The 21923-nt window shown below is 42.0% G+C and carries 16 protein-coding genes; 10 read left to right on the forward strand and 6 right to left on the reverse strand.

Features of this window, described 5'->3' with window-relative positions:
- Positions 1-314: 314 nt before the first annotated feature.
- The 3 genes from mreD to AACU25_RS28885 form a co-directional block, all read right to left on the reverse strand.
- Positions 315-932: a rod shape-determining protein MreD gene (gene mreD, locus AACU25_RS28875; RefSeq protein WP_096584216.1), complete on the reverse strand. Its 618-nt coding sequence runs from the start codon at positions 930-932 to the stop codon at positions 315-317.
- Between the two features lie 245 nt (positions 933-1177).
- The gene (mreC, locus tag AACU25_RS28880; protein ID WP_096581560.1) at positions 1178-1993 is read right to left on the reverse strand and encodes a rod shape-determining protein MreC; all 816 of its coding nucleotides are present in this window, start codon (positions 1991-1993) and stop codon (positions 1178-1180) included.
- A gap of 121 nt (positions 1994-2114) precedes the next feature.
- Entirely contained in the window at positions 2115-3122 is a 1008-nt protein-coding gene (locus AACU25_RS28885) for a rod shape-determining protein (RefSeq protein ID WP_045868139.1), read from the reverse strand.
- 369 nt (positions 3123-3491) lie between these two features.
- On the opposite strand from AACU25_RS28885, the gene AACU25_RS28890 reads away from it, so the two are divergent.
- Positions 3492-3854: a single-stranded DNA-binding protein gene (locus AACU25_RS28890; RefSeq protein ID WP_096581562.1), complete on the forward strand. Its 363-nt coding sequence runs from the start codon at positions 3492-3494 to the stop codon at positions 3852-3854.
- A gap of 79 nt (positions 3855-3933) precedes the next feature.
- Here the strand turns inward: AACU25_RS28890 and AACU25_RS28895 are convergent, their stop codons facing one another.
- The gene (locus AACU25_RS28895; protein WP_096581564.1) at positions 3934-4686 is read right to left on the reverse strand and encodes an SIMPL domain-containing protein; all 753 of its coding nucleotides are present in this window, start codon (positions 4684-4686) and stop codon (positions 3934-3936) included.
- A gap of 355 nt (positions 4687-5041) precedes the next feature.
- Here AACU25_RS28895 and AACU25_RS28900 point away from each other — a divergent pair, with 355 nt between their 5' ends.
- The 5 genes from AACU25_RS28900 to murI all read left to right on the forward strand — a co-directional run bounded on the left by AACU25_RS28900 (position 5042) and on the right by murI (position 13349).
- Positions 5042-5455, forward strand: coding sequence for an EVE domain-containing protein (locus AACU25_RS28900; RefSeq protein ID WP_096581566.1), 414 nt, complete (start codon positions 5042-5044; stop codon positions 5453-5455).
- Between the two features lie 161 nt (positions 5456-5616).
- Entirely contained in the window at positions 5617-7095 is a 1479-nt protein-coding gene (locus tag AACU25_RS28905; protein WP_096581568.1) for a cation:proton antiporter, read from the forward strand.
- A gap of 697 nt (positions 7096-7792) precedes the next feature.
- On the forward strand, positions 7793-9607 hold the full coding sequence (locus tag AACU25_RS28910; protein ID WP_096584219.1) for an N-acetylmuramoyl-L-alanine amidase: 1815 nt from the start codon (positions 7793-7795) through the stop codon (positions 9605-9607).
- A gap of 820 nt (positions 9608-10427) precedes the next feature.
- On the forward strand, positions 10428-12356 hold the full coding sequence (locus AACU25_RS28915; protein ID WP_096581570.1) for an N-acetylmuramoyl-L-alanine amidase: 1929 nt from the start codon (positions 10428-10430) through the stop codon (positions 12354-12356).
- A gap of 129 nt (positions 12357-12485) precedes the next feature.
- Positions 12486-13349: a glutamate racemase gene (gene murI / locus AACU25_RS28920; protein ID WP_096581572.1), complete on the forward strand. Its 864-nt coding sequence runs from the start codon at positions 12486-12488 to the stop codon at positions 13347-13349.
- A 155-nt stretch (positions 13350-13504) separates the two neighbouring features.
- Here murI and AACU25_RS28925 read toward each other — a convergent pair whose 3' ends face one another.
- Complete coding sequence (locus AACU25_RS28925; protein WP_096581574.1) at positions 13505-13702, reverse strand: hypothetical protein; 198 nt, start codon at positions 13700-13702, stop codon at positions 13505-13507.
- 1356 nt (positions 13703-15058) lie between these two features.
- Between AACU25_RS28925 and sds the strand changes: the two genes are divergently transcribed.
- Entirely contained in the window at positions 15059-16030 is a 972-nt protein-coding gene (gene sds, locus AACU25_RS28930; RefSeq protein WP_096581576.1) for a solanesyl diphosphate synthase, read from the forward strand.
- Positions 16031-16085: 55 nt separating this feature from the next.
- Here the strand turns inward: sds and AACU25_RS28935 are convergent, their stop codons facing one another.
- Positions 16086-16559 carry a hypothetical protein gene (locus tag AACU25_RS28935; protein WP_096581578.1) on the reverse strand — a complete coding sequence of 158 codons (474 nt, stop codon included), beginning with the start codon at positions 16557-16559 and terminating at the stop codon, positions 16086-16088.
- Positions 16560-16763: 204 nt separating this feature from the next.
- Between AACU25_RS28935 and hetZ the strand changes: the two genes are divergently transcribed.
- The 3 genes from hetZ to AACU25_RS28950 all read left to right on the forward strand — a co-directional run bounded on the left by hetZ (position 16764) and on the right by AACU25_RS28950 (position 21601).
- Complete coding sequence (gene hetZ / locus AACU25_RS28940) at positions 16764-17954, forward strand: heterocyst differentiation protein HetZ (RefSeq protein ID WP_045868128.1); 1191 nt, start codon at positions 16764-16766, stop codon at positions 17952-17954.
- Entirely contained in the window at positions 17947-18927 is a 981-nt protein-coding gene (locus AACU25_RS28945; protein ID WP_096581580.1) for a PatU, read from the forward strand. The genes hetZ and AACU25_RS28945 overlap by 8 nt, the downstream gene beginning before the upstream one ends.
- Before the next feature lie 325 nt (positions 18928-19252).
- Positions 19253-21601, forward strand: a complete 2349-nt coding sequence (locus AACU25_RS28950; RefSeq protein WP_190445798.1) for a transglutaminase TgpA family protein — start codon at positions 19253-19255, stop codon at positions 21599-21601.
- Positions 21602-21923 lie beyond the last annotated feature (322 nt).

Here is a 21923-nt window from a genome sequence, read left to right on the forward strand (position 1 = left end):
ACGAGAACTTTGAAGCAAAAAGCACAAACTTTGCACATCAAAACAAGAATGTTCCAGTTCCAAACAAGAACGTTGCACTTCAGAACGAGAATCTTCGAGTTCTAAACGAGAAAGTTGAACCTAAAAGCACGAACGTTGCACTTGAAAACAAGAATGTTCTAGCTCAAAACAAGAACATTGCACTTCCAAGCCTAAATGTTGCTGAAAAATCAAAAGGACACAACATTGTTGTGCCCTCAGCTTGATTTATTTAATTGCAAAATAGTGTTTTCCCTAATCTTAGCTACACCCAAAAACTAATGGGCGCAGCAAATTTAAGATTGCTCTAATAATTTCATTTCTTGCCACCAACGATTCAGGGGATAGTAAACTACTGGAGCCCAAAGACTGCTGAGGATAGCAGAAGCTAAAGCAACGCGCTGATAATAAGTCCAGATGTATTCAGTTTTGCGATCGCCCATTAAACTCAACTCCAATCCAAAAATTGTCTCAGCAACAACTGCCATTACAAAGACAATCAAGGCAATAGAAATAAAGTCTTCTTCAATAAAACGCTGTTTCTGAAGCAAACCAGTCAACATTCCTACTATCCCCAGCGATAAGGCATGAGTGGGGTTAGGCGATGTCATACCATCCTGAAGTAAGCCCAAAACTATACCAGCAAACGCCCCAGACCAAACTGTGCGTTTCACACTCCAAGCCACCACCCAAATTAACAACCAGTTCGGCCCAATCCCTAATAGTTCCATCCCTGGTAAACGGGCTGGTAACAACAGCAAACATAACAACACAGATCCCACTGTCACAGCCCAATCGACAAACTGACGTGTGCGGGGATTCCAACGTGCGAGTGGCGGGATTTTAAATTTGGCTCTCCGCGCTGACGGTTTTGACTTATTTGGACGGCGACCAGTAAATGCAGGCATCTTCATGGTGGTGCAACAGTTATGGGGAGGGTAAGAATTAATTACTAATTCGTAATTTCTAATTCGTAATGAGGATTTACGCAACAAAATTATAGAGTTTGCGTTTTTGACATCTGGGCAGTTTTCGACCTGAGTGCAACGTGGGTTACTATTTAACCCACTCATATTGCAGTTGGTGTAAATAATCGTTTGAAACTATCTCTAATTACAAACTACGAATTACGAATTACGAATTACGAATTACAAACTGATTAATTAGATTTTGGCGGTTCTGGGTTGGTCGGCTGAGGATTTTCTGTTGCTGGGATGGGATTTTCGGGTTTTGGATATACAGATACCCAATCGAGCGATCGAATTGGTGGGAAAAGTTCAACTTTTGCAACTGAAGCCGGAAGTTTCTTTAAATCTAAAGATTTAATTCTGCCAACTGCGACACCAGCAGGGAACTTTTGACTATAAGTGGAGGTAGAAACATAATCGCCTACCTTCACATTCGGAACTTTTTCATAAAATTCCAGCACTGCTTCCGCTGAAGAATCTCCGCGCAAAACTCCTTTGGCTGAGGTACGACCGATGGTGACACCCACTTGGCTTTTTAAGTCACTAATTAATAAAACGCGACTGGTGTTAGGAGTGACGCTTTCTACCAAACCTACCAATCCGCCTTCTGCCCTCACAATATAACCTTCTTGAATTCCCCCATTTGAGCCGCGATTCAAGGTAATTTGCTGCCACCAATGGTCAGCGCTGCGTCCAACTACACGCGCTGTAATTGGGCGAGAAGTAGCTGGCTCCTTCTCTACGTATCCCAACAAATTTTGTAACTTTTTATTTTGACTTTCTAAATCAGCAATACGCGTTTGCAACTCCAGTGTCCGCGCATCTTTCAAGCGTTCTTCTGGAGTAGGCCCCGTCTGCAACATTTGCAAAGGACGAGTAATCGTTTGATACATCTCCAGTAGTAGCGCTCCTTGGGTTTGACGTAAAATCCAAGCGCTACTTAAGACCAGAGCGATTAATCCAATTTGTAGACCTTTGCGTTCCCACCAACGACGTAAGATAACCATCTATCCATACCCGATTTTTATATCTTTGAATATTGTGAAGAATTTTGGGTTCTATTTATAGGAAACCCAATATCAGATAGTGAATTCTACGTATTTAGAACTCAATATCTGATATTTTTTATTACATATTGCGAGAACGACCGCTAAATACCCGTTCCAGCTGTTTGAAGTTTTCCAACACACGACCCGTTCCCAAAACCACACAACATAAAGGATCGGCAGCAATATGTGTGACGATACCTGTTTCATGGCTAATGAGAGTATCTAATCCTTTCAGTAAAGCACCACCACCAGCAAGCATAATTCCTCGATCAATAATGTCAGCTGCTAGTTCCGGAGGTGTCCGTTCTAATGTCCGCTTCACCGCTTCAATAATTACTGATAGCGGTTCCAACATACTTTCACGAATTTCTGGGCCTTTAATAGTCACAGTTCGAGGCAAACCAGACAGTAAATGTAAGCCTCGGACTTCCATAATCGCATCATGATCATCATTGGTGGGATAAGCAGAACCGATGCGAATTTTTATGTCTTCCGCAGTACGTTCTCCAATCACCAAATTATGAACTTTCTTCATATATTGCAGGATGGAGTCTGTTAGTTCATCACCTGCAATGCGAACAGATTCACTAATAACTGTACCTTGAAGACTAAGTACTGCTACTTCTGTAGTACCGCCACCAATATCAATAATCATGTTGCCAGTTGGTTCAGCAACTGGGAGTCCTGCACCAATAGCCGCAGCGACTGGTTCATCAATTAAATAAACTTCTCTAGCGCCAGCTTGGGTAGCTGCATCCATCACTGCTCGTCTTTCTACACCCGTCACACCGCTGGGAATACCAATGACAATCCGGGGTAAAATCAACGATCTGCCTTCATTAACGCGTTGAATAAAGCTTTTCAACATCAGCTCGGCTGTATCAAAGTCAGCGATTACACCATCCCGCAAAGGGCGGAGCGCAATCACATTTCCTGGTGTACGACCGAGCATTTTTTTAGCTTCTTCGCCTACAGCCAGTGCAATCTTTTCGTTTTGATCGATTGCTACTACCGAAGGCTCTTGGAGTACAATACCTTTACCAGATACATAAACGAGGGTATTAGCAGTACCGAGGTCGATACCCATATCCCACGATGAGCGAAAGTTCCTGAAAAGACCCACGCGTCCTACGCCCCCTATTTGCAATACTTGATGATTAAAATGGTTAAGTTAATCGTGCTGGATTCTATTATGTTTTTGATCCTGAGTCCAGTAAAGCAGGCTATTTTTTTCAATAACTTTTGGCAATCTTTACGACAACTCAGTCGTTCTATTTTTCGATATTCTGTGATTGACTCAGTATATCCGTAAACTTTTCTACAATCTTCTGAGTAATTTGTATCATTTTTAGACGCAACTATATTGCTAATTCTTTAACATATTTTCAACACTTTCACAATTCGCTATGATGGAATTCAGAATAAATAAGTACGTATGTACTGAAAGGTAACGCACATGAGCATAAATGTTGTCACCCTCATTGGTCGTGTAGGCACCGACCCAGATATAAAATATTTCGAGTCTGGTAGTGTCAAGTGTAAATTAACTTTAGCTGTGAATCGGCGCACTAGAGATGGAGAACATACCGACTGGTTTAATTTGGAACTATGGGGAAAAACTGCCGAGGTAGCAGGTAACTATGTGCGTAAAGGCAGACAAATTGCTATTAAAGGCTCCTTAAAGTTTGACACATGGAGCGATCGCCAAACCGGAGCCACCCGTTCATCACCAGTTATACAAGTAGACCAACTAGATTTATTAGGTTCCAAGCGAGATGGAGATGGGGATATGTCAGATTCATCCCCAGAACATTTTTAAATCAGACTTAAAAAAGTCCAATGTCAAAAGTCCAGTGTCAATATAATTTGACACTGGACTTTTGAGTGTTGACTCTTGACTAATAACTAATTTGCAATGTCACTGATGCTTCTACTTGCTGTTCGCCACCAATGACGGGAGTTGCAGCATCAGCTTGAGCTAGTTTCGCAGACTCAGCACGGTATAAAACGGGTAATGGTGGGGGCGCACTCGCACCGTTAACTTGAATGCTTACTATTTCTTTAGATGTCAAACCCAAGGAACCGAAAACTGCTTGTGCTTGTGCTTGCGCGTCTTGGGTAGCTTCTTTGAGTGCTTGCTTTTGAGCAGCTGCGATCGCTTCATCAGTCGCCACAAAACTAATACCATTAATTTGTGTAGCACCAGCTTTTACAGCTTCATCCAATAAGGGGCCAGCTTTTTCGATTGCAATCCGAAAACTAACGGTATTGCTAGCAGCATACCCAGTAATTCGCTGCACGTTATTGGTATAACTATAAACTGGATTCAAACGAATACCTGTGGTTTGTAATTTCTCTACATTCCGGCTCTTGAGTAGCGCCACTACAGCTGCTGAACGCTGGGCTGCTTCTTGCTGTACATCCTGGGCTGTTTTACCCTGAATTTCTACCCCTAAGTTAACTAAAGATAAGGTAGTAGGAATTGATTCCATACCACGACCACTCACAGTCAGTGTACGCCACAATTTTTCTTTTTCTTGGGCTAACCCTGGCTGTATAAAAGTTACACAGACAAGCAAAGCTAAAGGTAGGGTTTTACAAAAATTGCCAACATTAAACCGTGAACCGGATGATAAAGCGGCTCTCAACATAAAATTTGCACTCCTCAAAAAAGTTATCTCGGATATTTGTCATAGAGCATATCTAACAATCAAGATTTAACGGTTAACTGTGCATAGTCAACCGCCACCACTAAGTTTTCACAATTCTTATGGGATTGAATAGATACGATTTGTATGTTTATACTTTGACACTGTTACAGTCAAAAACGGAAATGGTTTCATTTTTTGAAACTAAAAAAATTACACCTAACCAATAATTCATTGATGGTACAAGCCGCCGTTTTGCTGTGGAATCAATATAAAATCTTCAAGCCCCTGTTTCGCTACGGGGTCAATCCAAAATCTAAAATCTAAAATCTAAAATTGTTTGACTGTGGAGATTTTGATGGCGTATTGGCTGCTGAAAACTGAACCCGATAATTATTCCTACTCTGATTTAGCAACAGAAGGCAGTACAGTTTGGGATGGAGTCAACAATCCTCTAGCGTTGAAACATCTGCGAACAATGGTGATTGGTGACTTGGCTTTGATTTACCATACAGGTAGAGAACGGCAGGTTGTAGGTGTAGCAGAGATAGTCAGTCAACCTTACGCTGATCCAGCATTAAATGATGCCAAACGTGCAGTTGTAGATGTAAGGGCAGTCAACAATGTCAAACAGCCCGTTACCTTAGCCCAAATCAAGCAAGACAGCTTTTTTATAGACTTTGACTTACTAAGACTCCCTAGATTATCTGTCGTCCCAGTTTCGGAATCCTATTGGCAACGCTTAATGCAGTTAGCAGACAGCAAAATTTAACACTCTTGTGAAAAGTTACGTAAGAATAAGGTTTCTATTCACATCTTGCGTAACTAAATATTATTTCCTCTCCCCCTGCTTTCTGCCTTAATCTCAAGAGATAGCGGCAGCCTTCTCGTGGAAACAGGTAAAAATTAAAGAGAAAGATTTTTGCAGAACCAATGCAGTTTTTAAATGCAATCAGCTCCTCTGTTCCCCTGTTGGCCAGCGCCACAGAAACAGTAGACAGTTCAATGGTAATGGCAGCAGTGCTGCTGAGTTTAGTGGTAATTTACTTCGCTAGCAAAGTTGGCGGAGAGTTATCTAACAGGGTTGGTTTACCCCCAGTTTTAGGCGAACTCGTAGGCGGTGTTGTCGTCGGTATCTCTGTGTTGCACCTTTTAGTATTTCCTGAAGGTGGTACAGATAGTTCTAGTTCTTTAATTATTGCCTTCCTACAATCTACTGCTGGGTTAACTCCACAAGCTGCTGATGGTGTGTTTGCAGCACACTCAGAAGTGATTTCTGTCTTAGCAGAACTAGGTGTAATTGTTCTGCTATTTGAAATTGGTTTGGAGTCGAACTTAAAAGACTTAATGGCGGTTGGTATCCAAGCCACGATTGTTGCAGTCGTCGGGGTAGTAGCACCTTTTGCGGCTGGTACTGTGGGGTTGATGACTTTGTTTGGTATTGATGCTGTTCCAGCAATTTTTGCTGGCGCAGCGTTGACTGCTACAAGTATTGGGATTACGTCCAAGGTACTTTCAGAAATTGGGCGACTCAATTCTAAAGAAGGGCAGATTATTCTGGGTGCGGCTGTAATTGATGACGTACTAGGAATTATTGTCTTGGCAGTGGTTGCTAGCTTGGCTAAAGATGGTGAAGTAGATGTCACTAAAGTCATTTTTCTAATTATCAGTGCAACTGCTTTCCTGCTGGGTGCAATTTTGCTAGGCAATTTTTTCAATAGTTCTTTTGTAAGAATTGTCAACCGTCTCAAAACGCGGGGTGAATTGGTAATTCCAGCATTCATCTTTGCCTTTGTCATGGCATATCTCGCTGCTGTAATCCAATTAGAAGCAATTTTGGGAGCTTTTGCGGCTGGTTTAGTCTTGGAAGAGACAGATAAGCGTAAAGAATTGCAAAAGCAAGTCATTCCCATTGCCGATATGTTAGTGCCAATTTTCTTTGTCACTGTCGGTGCAAAAACTGATTTGGGTGTATTAAACCCTGCTATTCCCACTAATCGGGAAGGTTTAATCATGGCTAGTTTCCTGATTATCGTAGCCATTATTGGAAAAGTAATTACAGGCTTAACAGTGTTTGGTCAGCCAGAAATCAACCGTTTAGCCATTGGTGTGGGGATGATTCCCAGAGGCGAAGTAGGATTAGTATTTGCTGGTGTTGGTGCTGCTAGTGGGGCACTCTCCAAACCACTGGGAGCAGCAATTATCATGATGGTAATTTTGACAACCTTTTTAGCGCCACCGTTGTTACGGTTTGTCTTTCCAGATCCAGCTAGCAAAACAACAGATACAGAGAAATTGGTATTAGATGGTGCTGGTGCTACATCCTTAACCATCGAACAACCTCAGTTGATCACCGCACAATCGCCAGATGTCGCTAATTTAGAATCGGCTCCGGATTCTTCAGAGAGTTAATTGGATTCTTAAGTAGAAACACCCTGTTGATTATCTACTGAGGTAGATTAAGACTGTGTTCTGAGTTGTAATGATTCAGAACTCAGTCAGCTTAAATGCGATCGCTCTTGGTGTTGGCTACGTAGCATTCCGTGATCTATAGTTCTCAATGTACTTGAGTATTTTCCTATAGTCATGGGAAACTTATAGCTTTGAGTGTCCGTCCCGTAAGATTGTTAATTTGGTTTTTTCTCATTCAGACCAGTATTTGTCCTCTGATCGGTTGCTAGCTTTTCCCTGTTTTACTATCTTTCGTTGGTTATTTTTTCAGCAGTGAAGAAGTAAGTAGTAGTCATGAACGGCATACACCAAGTATGAGCAAGGGAATAGAGACTAGTATTTTTTACTGAGACTCTGTACTCACAACTTTTGCTAGCGATCGCATAACTTGAACTCAATTACCTGACTAATTCAAGTTTTACTGACTGGGATTTACTGCTTAAAGTCAATTCTGGTGATTTTTTGTGGTTGTGGTCTGATGCGATCGCTAGCAAAATCAAAGCCTGTAGCAAATTTGATGCTCTTAAGTTTAGGTCTTAATAGCAATGTTCAAGCTCAAATAGGCATAAAAATTCATTTTAGGTGATGCAAGTGTGACAATTTACCAATATGTTGAAATATTAACTACTCCCATGAATGTGAATCAGCAGAAATGACTTTGAATCTAAATTGGTTAATATCTGGTACGTTAGGAACTGTTTTGTTGCTAGCATCACCAACGTTGGCAGCGAGGCTAGATTCTTGGCGTTTTGATGCCAATCAAAACCAGCTAGAAATCAATACGATGGGTGCTGTGCAACCGAAGGCACAATTACTTTTCAACCCTACTCGTCTAGTAATTGATCTACCACAAACTGTATTTGGCCGTCCCCAAGTCACGCAAAATTTTGGCGGAGCAGTTCGCTCAATTCGTGTGGGACAGTTTGACCAAGAAACAACCCGCATCGTTGTCGAAATCAACCCAGGCTATACTATAGACCCCAAGCGGGTGCAATTTACGCCGATTAATGACAGCCGTTGGCTTGTAAAATTACCCGATCCAGAAGTGGTGAAAATACCATCTGGTGATCGCAATGTTTACAATGCACCTGCAACAGATGTTACATCCAAACCTGAGTTACCCCCGTTGGTGAACACCACAGCCGGAGTGACTCAAATTCAGAGATTACGAGTCACGGGTGATGGATTTTTTATCTTGACTAGTGGTGGTAACCCGAAGATAGAAGTTAACCGGACTGAGGACAAAAAGTTAATTAATGTCGATATCTCTGGCGCTGCTTTATCACCAAGGTTTGACCAACAGGATATCTTAATTAACCGCTATGGCGTGAATCGGATTCAATTCAGGCAATTACAAAATCAACCGCCTGTAGTGCGGATGACAATGCGGGTAGAGAGTAATAGCCCTGATTGGCGGGCTATTAATGGCAGAGTTGGTGAGTTAGTTGTTTTGCCCAATAATAGTGGCGTGGCATCAAGCGAAGATGATAATCGTCCGCCTGTAACATCTTCTACCAACTCCCCAGCCAATATTCAATCTGTAGAATTAGCGGGGAATGGCACACAATTGCTGATTCGTGCTGACCAAGCTGTATCTGCAACAGGTGGTTGGGATAGATCTTCTGGTTTGTTTCGCATTACAATTCCCAATGCTAAGGTATCTCCCACAGTTAAAGGGCCGGCTTTAGATGCTACTAGTTCCGTTTTGCGGGTAAGACTCCAACCCCAAGAACCAAATACAGTAGTTGTCTTAGTTCAGCCAGCATCCGGAGTGCAAATTGGCGAACTCAACCAAGTTGGTAGTCAGCTAATAGCGCTACAATTACAACGCTTTTCTCAAGTTAGACCACCTCTCGATTTACCACCGCGATCGCCTTCAGATCTGCCAGATAGCAATCCTCCTCTACCTGGTTCAGGTTCCACAATTCCTAATGGGCGAATGGTAGTGCTAATTGACCCCGGACATGGGGGTAAAGATCCAGGAGCCATTGGGATTGGTGGAGTGCGTGAGAAGGATATCATCTTACCTATTGGCGTAAGAGTGGCACAGATATTGCAGCAAAATGGCGTGCAAGTAATTATGAGTCGTAATTCTGACTATTTTGTCACCTTGGAAGGGCGAGTTGTGATGGCAGCCAGAGCAAGAGCTGATGTCTTTGTCAGTATTCATGCTAATTCAGCAGGTGCAGGTCGTCCTGATGTGAATGGATTAGAAACGTATTATTACGACAGTGGTCTCAGTTTAGCTCGCATTGTTCATAGCAACATTCTCCAAAGTTTAAATGTCAGAGACCGCGGAGTGCGACGAGCTAGATTTTATGTCCTCAGAAAAAGTTCTATGCCTTCTATTTTGGTAGAAACTGGCTATTTAACTGGTCAAGTGGATGTTGCCAACCTCCAAAGCTCAAATTATCAAAATCAAATGGCGGAAGCGATCGCTCGCGGTATCCTCCAGTATCTTAAACAAAGATAATCAAGCAGCAAAAGTTGAGTAATTTCACTAGATAGCCCAGATTGTTCGCCAAGATAAGCACTTATATAATCTATTACCGGATCAAAGATGAATATACTCATTTTCCATTTTCAAAACAGCAAATAACAGTAACATCCCATAATTCTCGATGAAAATCTTTTTCCTCATCTACAATCAACAATCAGCAATATTTTTCAGACAACGCCAACTTCCTTATAAAGGCAATTAATCTCATCTGTACAGTTCGACACACCCATCTATAAAATATTTTTCTAAATATTAAAGAGTGGCTGTCACCAGCCTCGGTACACAAGTTAAGAGTAGTTGGATTTTTACACTAGGTGCATTAATTACTAGCAATCAAACAGTTAACTCAAGGATAAGGTGTCCAGCGTCAAGTATGAAGCACAGACATGATACATAAATCGCCTATTTCAAAACAAGATACTGACTTATAGCGCAGTTAATCCTCGCAATATCTCTTTCTTGTTTGACCTAATTCAATTTACTTACTCTGGACAAATTTCGGTTTTTTCATGCTTTATCCTTTATTTTTCATACTTGAATGGTGAGTTTAATTCTAATTATCTTTTTTTGGTGTACCCTAATGCTTTGGAGGTGGAATTTTGCTGCATTAACAGCATGGCCAATTTGCAGAGATATGCTAAAATTTCACGCCATTAAGTATGTTGTTAATGCCATGCCAGTGCAAAAGGTTTTTGCTGCATTAAAGCTAATGTTTGGGCGGTGACGGTGTGAGGATTTATCAATATTTTGAAAGCTTAACGGCTCCCATGAATGCGAATCAGGAGAAAGGACTGTGAAATTACACTGGTTACTACCCGGTACTTTTGGAACCATCTTCATACTGTCGTCGCCAGCTTTTGCAGCGAGACTAGAATCTTGGCGTTTTGATGCCAATCAAAATCAGTTAGAAATCAACACCGCCGGTGGCGTACAACCAAAGGCGCAACTCATTTTCAACCCTACTCGTTTGGTAATTGATTTACCACAAACAGTATTTGGTCGCCCTCAGGTGACGCAACCAGTAGGCGGTGGAATTCGTTCAGTGCGTGTGGGACAGTTTGATCCAGAAACAACTCGCATTGTGGTCGAACTGAACCCTGGTTACACCATAGACCCCCAACAAATAAAATTTACAGGTATCACTGCTAGTCGTTGGTCAGTGAAGTTACCTAATCCCAAAATGGAGCAGGTGTCTGCGTCTAATAATCTTCCAGAGCAACAAACACCAGTTCCTCGAACTATCACTCCTGCTCAAAGACCTGCTAGCCAATTACCACCGAGAAATATTTACAACGTAGTAAGAACCGCCCCGGTTACCCCCATCGATAATCGCACTGCGGTTAACTCTAGTTCAGGCGCAACTCAAATTCAGAAATTACAACCCACAGGTGATGGATTTTTCATCCGTACCAGTGGCGGTAACCCCAAGATTCAGGTCAATCGCACTGAAGATAGAAAGACAATTAATATTGATATTGCTGGGGCTGCTTTGGCACCCACATTTGAGCAGCAGGATGTCTCAATTAACCGCTATGGCGTAAATCGCATTCAATTTAGCCAATTACAATCACAACCGCCTGTAGTGCGGATGACAATGCGGGTAGATAGCAATAGTCCCGATTGGCGAGCCAGTAATAGCAGTGTGGGCGGCTTTGTACTTTTACCCAATAGTGGTGGGGTGAGATTACCTGCTGGGAATAACAATGCCAATGTTGTCATCCCCAGTACCAATTCTCCAGCGACAATTCAATCTGTAGAATTAGCTGGAAATGGTACGCAATTACTAATTCGTGGTGACCAAGCTTTATCTGCTACAGGTGGTTGGGATAGAGCCTCTGGCTTGTTCCGCATTACCATTCCTAATGCTAAGTTAGCTCCTAGGGTGAACGGGCCCGACTTAAACGCCAGTAGCCCGATTCTGCGAGTGAAACTACAACCCCAAGAACCAAATACAGTAGTTGTCTATGTTCAACCAGCCGCAGGCGTACAAATTGGTGAACTTAACCAAATTGGTAATCAGTTAGTAGCATTACAACTACAACGCTCTCGAGCAATTACATCGCCCAGAATACCCCCTGTAGCTTTACCACCCTTACCACTACCTAACCAAGGGCAATTACCAGACCCAGCCGATAATCCCCGAACTATACCGCAGCCAACACCACGTCCCACAGTTCCTAGAGGCAAATTACTAGTAGTGATTGACCCCGGACATGGTGGGAAAGATTCTGGTGCACCTGGCTTAGGTGGATTGCTAGAAAAAGATGTTGTTTTACCAATTGGTAAAAGAATAGCTACAATTTTGCAGCAAAATGGCGTACAAGCAGTACTGACTAGGGATGCTGACTTCTTTGTAGAACTTCAAGGACGGGTAGATATCGCAGACCGAGTAAATGCGACTTTATTTGTCAGCGTTCACGCTAACTCAGTTGATAGCCGTCCTGATGTGAATGGATTAGAAGTATATTATTATGACAGCGGTTATGGTCTAGCCGAAACTGTCCGCAAGTCGATTCTCCAGAATATTGGCACTATCAAAGACCGCGGCACGCGTAAAGCTCGATTTTACGTCCTCAGAAAGAGTTCTATGCCATCAATTTTGGTAGAAACTGGCTATATGACTGGTCGAGAAGACAATCCAAGACTAGGTAACCCAGATTACCAAAATCGAATGGCAGAAGCGATCGCTAATGGCATTCTCAAGTACTTACAAAGAAGGTAAAAATGTAGTAGAACTTACTAGTTAAAGAGGTGATATCAGACTTCTTTTGCGTACAGGATTTATGAGTCTTAACACATTGGCTACTAAATCCTGTATCTTAAATCAAAAAACCTCAACCCATATCTGCCCGTGTACTCATCTTCCATCTTTGAAGGCAATCTTTATAATTTTTCCGATCAGGAACCGCAACGCTCGCCCATAGGTATCTTTGATAGTGGCGTGGGTGGTTTAACGGTATTACGACAAGTTTATCGGCAACTTCCTAACGAATCTGTTATTTATTTTGGCGATACAGCACGACTGCCCTATGGCATTCGTTCACAAGCAGAAATTCTACAATATGTGCGCGAAATTTTGACCTGGATGCAACAGCAACAGGTCAAAATGGTAATCATGGCTTGTAACACCAGTTCGGCTTTAGCTTTAGATATTGTCCGCGCAGAATTTAATCTGCCAATTCTGGGCGTTATTCTCCCAGGTGCTAGAGCCGCAGTGCAACAAGGCAAGCGGATTGGTGTGATTGCTACCCCCGCCACGGCTAAAAGTAATGCTTATAAACAAGCTATACTAGAGATTGATCCCAATGTCCAAGTCTGGCAAGTTGGTTGCCCAGAATTTGTGCCTCTAATTGAGCAAAACCGGATTCATGACCCCTACACAACTGAAGTGGCTCGCTCATATTTAGAACCCTTAATCAAGCAGGAAATCGATACTTTAGTTTACGGCTGTACCCATTATCCTCACCTTGCCCCTGTCCTGCGATCGCTTCTTCCTGCTCATGTGAAGCTAGTTGATCCAGCAGTAAGTGTTGTCACCGCTTGTATCCAAGATTTAGACTTATTAGGTTTAAGGAATACACATCCCCCACTACCCACACGCTTTGCGGTTAGCGGCTGTGCCCAACAGTTTGCCCAATCAGGATTGCAGTGGTTAGGCTATACTCCATTAGTTGAGGAAGTTAGCTTCAGTGAAGCTAAAGCTTCTCACTTATAAAAAACTTTTTTTGATGAAGTAGTTATGAGTCAAGAGTCTAAAGTCCAGAACAATTTCCCGAACCCTTGACCCTTGAACGCCACTTGCTCAACTTGGGGAAACACCATCGCTTTTAGCGTCTCCCCTTGGGAGAAGACCGCAGTGGCTCCCCTTGACTACTGACTATTAACAACTTCAGTCACCTTTGGTGCTACTGATCGCTCTTGTGTATGTTTCTGCTGCCCTGCCAAAGTTACATTTGTAGCATCACTGTTTTTTCCTGTTCGCTTTGCTAGTGCCAAGAGTAGATAAACGGTGAACAAATATCCAGCAGCTAAAATAAAAATCATCATAGGCATATTTCCGTAAATCATTGTTCTACCAGCACCTTTCTCAAACGAATATGCACTTTCAATACATAAGTAAAACTTCTACCACCCAAGAGGATTCTTGATGGCTGTAGTTTGCTATGCTAGACTACTCCGTAGGGATAAATTCTCTACGGAAAACGGATTTAGTATTTAACTTAATTTTTCACGGACTATACATTCCAGAGCAGTTAAATTGCCAAACGGCAAGCCCTAACTACTCTCTTCAGCAGTCTACCTAGTCCGTGTTATTGCTGCTCACACCGCTTTTACAGGAGTTACGCCAAAGCTCAATGTCAAGTAAAACCGAGCTGTTCCCTGTAGGGATGGCGTATAACTCCAAACCAAGAGGCTGTAAGCCGCGGCTATTAAATCAGGAATTACTCCCTTGACTCAACCGCGACAATCTATTGACTCACAACTCCTAAAGAGTATAATTACCTAAAGGTAATTTACTTTTGGCTAGTGAATATCTGAAAAATTTAAAATCCCTAGATCTTAGCGTAACACAAGGTTCCCGACTTTTAAGCCAACTTTGTGGCTAAATTTTAAAATTTCTCAATGGCTTAAACAAGTGAGAAAAATTTAGCTTAACAACTAACAACGTAAGTATTGAATTATACCGAATAAATTATAAATAGCAGAATCGATTTGTTGTCATAAAAGTAACTCAGTAAGTAAAATTTAAATAATAAATTTTTTGAATAAAGAAATATAGCTCCCCAAAATTGTTTTTAGGCAGACCTTTTTAAAAGTATTAAAAATAGCAATTACTACGAAATAATACGGCAGTACTTAAGTAATTCCTATTATTTACCAGTAAAGATATAGTGAACTCATCTGAAGAGTCTAGAAACTTGATAGATTTCAAGTTTGTCTTGAAAAAGTTAAGATGCAGATAATTATAATTCTTTGCTGTAGCCGAAGATACATTTTGCTCAATAATTTCAGATGAACTTCAAGAGCCTTAGTCACTCATGAGTAATTCCTGATTTACCAAAGGTTAATGCCAATGCTTCAACTTGTCCCAGGGAAGAGGGTTCTAACTGACGAACTAACACTTTTGCTATGGGGACTAGGGACGAGTATCTCCTTAAAAGGGGCTAAAAGACAATAGACTTCGATGTCTTAGAGAAAAATTCTCAGAATTTTGTGGTTGCTGATGACAGTTAATTTTGCGCTGTCCGCTATTTTAATCAACATGAAAAAACCAATAAATTAGGAATATCAAGACTTTCGCCTATTACTGAAGAGTCCTGAGTGAGGTATTCCCGGATCAAAAGTTTGCGCTGGCCCTGGGTTATCTTAAAATGAGTATAGGATATGTAAACTTTCGTAACCTAAGCCAGAGTCCGCCCATCCATGACCCCAGCCACCTCCCTGTTTACCCCTGTGGAAGCAGACCTGCGAATACTAGCAGATAATCTCAAACAGCTAGTTGGAAATCGCCACCCCATACTTTATGCAGCAGCCGAACACCTATTTGGTGCTGGGGGAAAGCGCATTAGACCAGCTATAGTTCTGCTGATTGCGCGAGCGACCATGTTAGAACAAGACATTACATCCCGTCACCGACGTTTAGCTGAGATTACAGAAATGATCCACACAGCAAGCTTGGTGCACGATGATGTGGTGGATGAATCTCAAATGCGACGCGGTGTCTCGACTGTTCATAGTTTGTTCGGGAACCGCATAGCCGTATTAGCAGGAGACTTTCTCTTTGCCCAATCCTCCTGGTATTTAGCCAACTTGGACAATTTAGAAGTCGTGAAACTGCTTTCTGAAGTGATTATGGATTTGGCGGCTGGAGAAATCCAGCAGGGACTAAATCGCTTTGATACTAATATCTCGATAGAAACTTACTTAAACAAGAGCTATTACAAAACTGCTTCATTAATTGCCAACAGCTCAAAAGCAGCTGGCATACTCAGTGATGTATCCCCAGAAACTGCCGAGCATTTGTATAACTATGGTCGCCATCTGGGTCTAGCATTCCAGATTGTGGATGATATTTTCGATTTCACGAGTTCGGTAGAGACTTTGGGTAAACCAGTGGGTTCTGATCTCAAGAGTGGAAATCTCACTGCACCAGTTTTATTCGCTCTAGCGGAAAAACCTTATTTAGAAGTATTGATTGAGAGAGAGTTTGCTCAAGAAGGAGATTTAGAGCAAGCGCTGAGACTGATTCAAGAAAGCCAAGGAATACAGCAGGCGCGAGAATTAGCAGATCACCATGCAAAACTCGCAACTGAACATATTGCAGTTCTACCACCCTCAGAATCGCGTCAAGCCTTAATTAACATGGCTAACTATGTACTGAGTAGGCTGTATTAGGGATTAGGGGCTAGAAACTGGGTAGTATATGAAAATACCCAATGCCCCATTCCCTTCAAGCAATATCAGGTGGTACTTGTCTTGGCGATCGCTTTTTTTGCAGTTGTTGCTGAATCCGGTTTTGTAAATCAGATCGCCGCACTTCGACAGCGTTTGTACTCATGTCAGAAGTTTCAAAAAATACTATACTATCTACGGTTTCTAGTGCCACCAGTTGGAACAAAATATGAGTTACAGGAATTTCTGTAGCTATTACTTGCTCCTCAATCCCCGCAGATGAGGCTAGGGAGGCATCTTTTAAGGTAGGAAATGCGTAAATAACACGTTTTTCTAATCTTGGGTTTGCCCGATTGCTCAATGTAGTTAAAACCCACTCAGACTCCACACTTTGGAGAATATAATACTGAGAGTGACTTAACTGATGAGCGATCGCCTTTAAAGCGGGGGCAATTGCTGTAACAAGTTGTGGTGTTATACCATCGTGAGGTGCATTATCAATCAACAATTGAATTTGTGCTTCTAAATCCATAATGACTTGTCCACGGCTCCTGGGTAATGGCCATAACATCAAAACAGAGTATGATCAACCCAACCAAGTTGGGAATAATAAATTAAACCAAATCTTGAATGCAGGATTGGTCTGCGTTTAGCTTATACGCAAAATCATCAAGCCAACACCCACGGTCGTACAGGTTGTGTTTAAGTATGTTAGGGTCTTTTAAAAACAGAGACTATGAATTCAGCCGCAACCGCAACTATTCAGGGAGAAGATTCTATCGGCGTGGAGGTGATATTTCAACTCCTATTCAAGGAGCTTAAACAGTCAACCAAAGCTTCGGAGCGGAATTGCCATGATGTGGCAACACGAATTGCCGCCGAAGTATACCGCATTTGCACCGAGAGTAAACGTATTCAAGCTTCCGGTGCTATAGAAAATTCAGCAATGACTCTAGCTAAACACCGACTGCAACAGTGTATTAGATACTATCAGTTGGGTTCAAATCGGGGCAGGGTCGAACTACATAGCACTTTGAGTGCCATCATTTATCGCTATATTAACCCGCCTCAGAAGCAATTGAGTTATCAAGGGCGATTAACTATCATTGAAGATTTCCTACAGAGCTTTTATTTGGAGGCTTTGAACGCTTTCCGCCGCGAAAATCAATTGGGTAGTGCCTATCGCCCCCAAACACTATTGGAATTGGCAGAGTATATGGCATTTACCGAGCGCTATGGTAAGCGACGGATACCTTTGCCAGGACGACAACAGCAGCTAATTATTCTCCGAGCGCAAACCTTCTCGCAACAGCAACCTCCAGAAACAAGTGTAGATATAGAACAAGCCTCAGAAGGTAGTGCTAACGAGGCTGATGGTTCTTGGGAAGAACCAGCAGTACAACAATTGCGTTCGGCAATGGCTACGCAAGCAGAACCAGAACCAGAAGAAGACACATTACGCTCTGTTGTCATTACGGAATTATTAAATTATCTGGAACAACGCCAACAAAACGACTGTGCTGATTACTTCAGTCTCCGCCTTCAGGATCTTTCAGCACAGGAAATAGAGTCGATTTTGGGCTTAACCCCTCGCCAGAGGGATTACTTACAACAACGGTTTAAATATCATTTAATTCGGTTTGCCTTGTTGCATCGTTGGGAATTGGTTCATGAATGGTTAGAAGCTTCATTGCCGACGAATTTAGGTTTGACTCCCCAGCAATGGCAAGCATATACAGCAGAGCTAGATGAAAAACAGCGGTCTCTACTAGATATGAAGCAACAAGGAGAACCTGATGAAAAAATTGCCAAAACCTTAGGTTTATCTATGGCTCAACTACAAAAACGCTGGTTTAAAATTCTTGAACAAGCTTGGGAAATTCGTAACTCTTTAGTGTCCGGATCAGGTGCATCTACTCATGAATAGTGACTCAGAATCCTTTCATCACCAATTACTTAGTTTGGTGTTGGCAGAAGATGTCACCACCACTGAGTTCTCCTCGGTAGATTGTCAGGAAATTAACGGGGTGGAAAACCCACTTAAGCAAACTACCGGTTTTGAAGGTGGGAGGCAAGAGTTGGGTGGGACACCCCAAACCTTTCAATTGGGAGAAATTCCTACTGTGCAAGAACGTTTTCAAGCCGTCATTAAACATCGGTTACAACTTCAAATTCAAAACCGTCCTCCCTTATTCCCTTGGGAAACACAATTAGTAGACTACCCGGATTACGCCGACGAACCATCGGTAGCTTTTGTTCCTACTTGGGGTTGGATAGCACAACAGTCAAGGCTGAATTTGCCAGTTACTCTGCCGGAAAGCATTTTCCGTCAGTTGTTAGCAAAATGTCAAGTATTACTGACATCTTCCCTACCTTTGGGGGCAAAATTAGTTCAGGCTGTAGAAGAGTTATTCCCTAGCGATACTCAAACCCTAAACAACCTTAACAGCATTGCTGGATTAGTTCTGAGAAGTCCTTCTCGATCTGTAGAAGCGCTGGAGACAATGCCTAATCTTCAGAACGATTACTCAGATTTAAAAGAATCTCAACAAATGGCGTTGTCGTTACTCACAGTTAAGCAACTACTAGAGACTTTAACTATACCCATCTCACTCACTAATCCAGTGGTAGAAAGAGAATGGCTGACTAATGTCGGTGTTCTGAAGCTGAAAATTGAATACCAATCCCAGAAAAGTAAACTGCGCGTTCAGGGTGAGTTACCCACAAGAGGTATTTTCCAACTTCAAGGTAATGGTACCCAAGCCGTAGCGCATTCTTCTAGCGTGGGAAGCCTGATTGTAGAATTACCTTGCCAGCACATTAACCAAACTTATACCTTAGAAGTGGATTTCCCAGAAATCGACCAACAGCCACTTTTGTTTGTGATTAATCCAACATAAGTGAAATGGTAATGAATAGCACCCTAGTTTGATAAACGTCAATAGATAATTGCAGATTATCCTGGTTTTGAAACTTATCTTTTTTTTCAACAAGCGGTATTGAGGGAGCCTACGCAAACATATATTGATTGGTAGAACCTAGCACAAGACGCGTAGATTCACAGAGATGCTATTTATATTTTGCTACCACTTTACTTAGGAAATTCCCATTCGCTAAAGGCATTTCCATAGAGTAGGGTAGGGTAGTAGCTGGAGGCAGGTTAGTTAATTTCCATACCCAGCATAGTGTCTTAGCGTCTACATCATCGCTTGGCTCGTACTTTAAATGTTTAATTTATCCAGGATCAATCGGTTTTGGCGTCTACCTGTAGGACATGACGATTGGCGGCAAAATCAGCAGAAGTCGCCTTTGATAGAAGTGGAAGATTCAATTGCCTTACGGGTGCTAGTGTTAGCTTTGGTAATTACGGGAATTAAGGCAACGGATATTGCTGCCCAGACTAATTTTAGTCTTTGGGCTATTCCTGTAAGTGTTATGGGTGCAATTTGGAGTTACCGTAGTCGCCGCAATGCCAATATTACAGTCAAGTTCTGCATTGCCATAGGAATGTTAGTAGCACTGGGTGCTTTCTTTGGGCGGTTATTAGGGGAATTAAATGATACGCGGTTGGGTTTAGCAGAGTTGCTGATTCAACTTCAAATACTCCACAGCTTTGATACGCCCCGTCGGAAAGATTTGGGCTATTCAATTGTCATTGGGCTAATTTTACTAGGGGTGGCAGCAACCCTGAGTCAGACTTTAGCATTTGCGCCTGTGCTGTTGTTATTTCTAGCGATCGCACTGCCAACTTTAGTCCAAGATTATCGCTCCAGACTGGGCTTGGAGAAACTCAACCTCAAATCAGCAAAGGTAAAAGAGAAAAAATTATCTTCTCTTTTACCTTTTTATTTTTTACTATTTACATTAATTGTGGCTCTAGGGCTGGCGATTTTTGCGGTTTTACCGAGATTTCCTGGTTATCAATTACGTACTTTTCCCGTTAGTTCCTCTATTCCGATTAAAGGTAATTTTACAGGTCGGAGCATTATTAATCCTGGTTATGTCCGCCAAGGTAATAACAAAAATCCAGGCGATGGTAACAATGGTGATGGGAATGGGCAAGGCGCAAACGGCCAACCAGGCAAAATAGATGATAATTTTTATTACGGCTTTAATAGCCAAATGAACCAAAACCTGCGGGGCGCAATGAAGCCCAAGGTAGTGATGCGGGTGCGATCGCAGGCTGAGGGTTTTTGGCGGGTATTAGCATTTGATCGCTATACAGGTAAAGGCTGGGAAGTATCTCGGAATGAAGATGTTACTACCCTGCGGCGATCGCCTTGGTCTTACCAAATTTTTTTACCGCGGCCAATTATTGGTGGCAAAACTCAAGAGATAGTACAAACTTATACAGTTGTATCAGATTTACCTAACTTAATCCCTGCACTGAGTTATCCCAAAGAAATTTACTTCCCCACATCGATCATCGCTGTCGATAAAGAAAATGGCTTGCGATCGCCTGTGGCATTATCAGAGGATCTCACCTATACAGTCATTTCAGAAGTCCCATACCGCGATCGCACTAACTTAGGACAAGCCTCTACTAAATATCCCCAAAGTATCAAAAATTATTATCTGCAAATTCCCCCAGAAATTGCCGAAAAAGTTAAACAACGCACAGAAGAAATACTCGCTAACTACAATCACGAACGGGTAGGTAAGTCAAATAAAACCTTAGATTCTGCCTATGAAAAAACTCTTTACCTAGCCCAGTACTTAAAACAAAACTATTCTATTCCCGATGATCCTTTAGGGCTACCTTATTTAGGTGATAAGGAAGACTTGGTGGATACTTTCTTGTTTAAGTATCAAGGAGGCTACCCAGACCACTTCTCTACAGTACTCACAATCATGCTGCGTTCTATAGGCATTCCCGCACGCTTGGTAGCAGGATTTAGCCCAGGACAATTCAATCCGTTTACGGGGATGTATGTTGTCCGGAATACAGATGCCTATGCCATAACAGAAGTTTACTTTCCTAAATATGGCTGGTTTGCCTTCGATCCAATTCCCAACCATCCTCTGCTACCCCCATCAATAGAAGATACTCAGACTTTTAGCGTACTCAATCAACTGTGGCGCTGGGTGGCTGGCTGGTTACCTTCCCCTGTTAAAGGCTGGCTGGATTATCTATTTGGGACAATATTTATCTCTTTGAGTAAAGCGATCGCTTGGTTTTTTGCTTTATTCTCTCAAGGTTGGCTAGGTGTATTGACTGGCTTAATCTTGTCCACCACAACCGCTTTCTTTACTTGGCTGGGTTGGGTACAGTGGCGCGAGTGGCTAAACCGCCGATGGTTAAAGAGATTATCACCAATGGAAAGCCTTTATCAACAAATGCTGCAATGGACAGCAAAACAAGGTTTAGGCAAGCATCCTGCACAAACACCCTTAGAGTATGCCAGAGTCGCTTACCAGCATCATTCACCAAGTAATGCCCAGATAATTGATGAAATTTGTCAAGCCTATGTAAAGTGGCGTTATGGTAGCCATACTCCTAATTTGCCGCAGCTACGACAACGATGGCAAGAAGTAACAACTACCACCACTAAACCGAATTTAAAAAACCGATGACTTAGGTTCTCTATCTGATAGATTTAGCAACTTGAAGTAAGGGAATTATGATTTATCCCTTACTTTTTTGTTTTTTTACCCTTATCCCAGTGGGAAAATCGAATGCGACAAATATGTCGGTAAGTGACTAAAGACAATTAATTACACAAGTTGCTTTTGTGTCCTCTGTTTGCAGCAATGAATTTAATTCTGAGGAATTATCAGCACATCATTACGCGCTTCTACTGATAATCAATGCGTAACAAAAATTTTTTAGGGGATATGCGCTGATAAATGTTGCGTATCAATCCGTAATGACGAAAATCTCAAATAATCCATGTTT

The organism is Tolypothrix tenuis PCC 7101, from assembly GCF_963874875.1.
Classification (GTDB): Bacteria; Cyanobacteriota; Cyanobacteriia; order Cyanobacteriales; family Nostocaceae; genus Aulosira; species Aulosira tenue.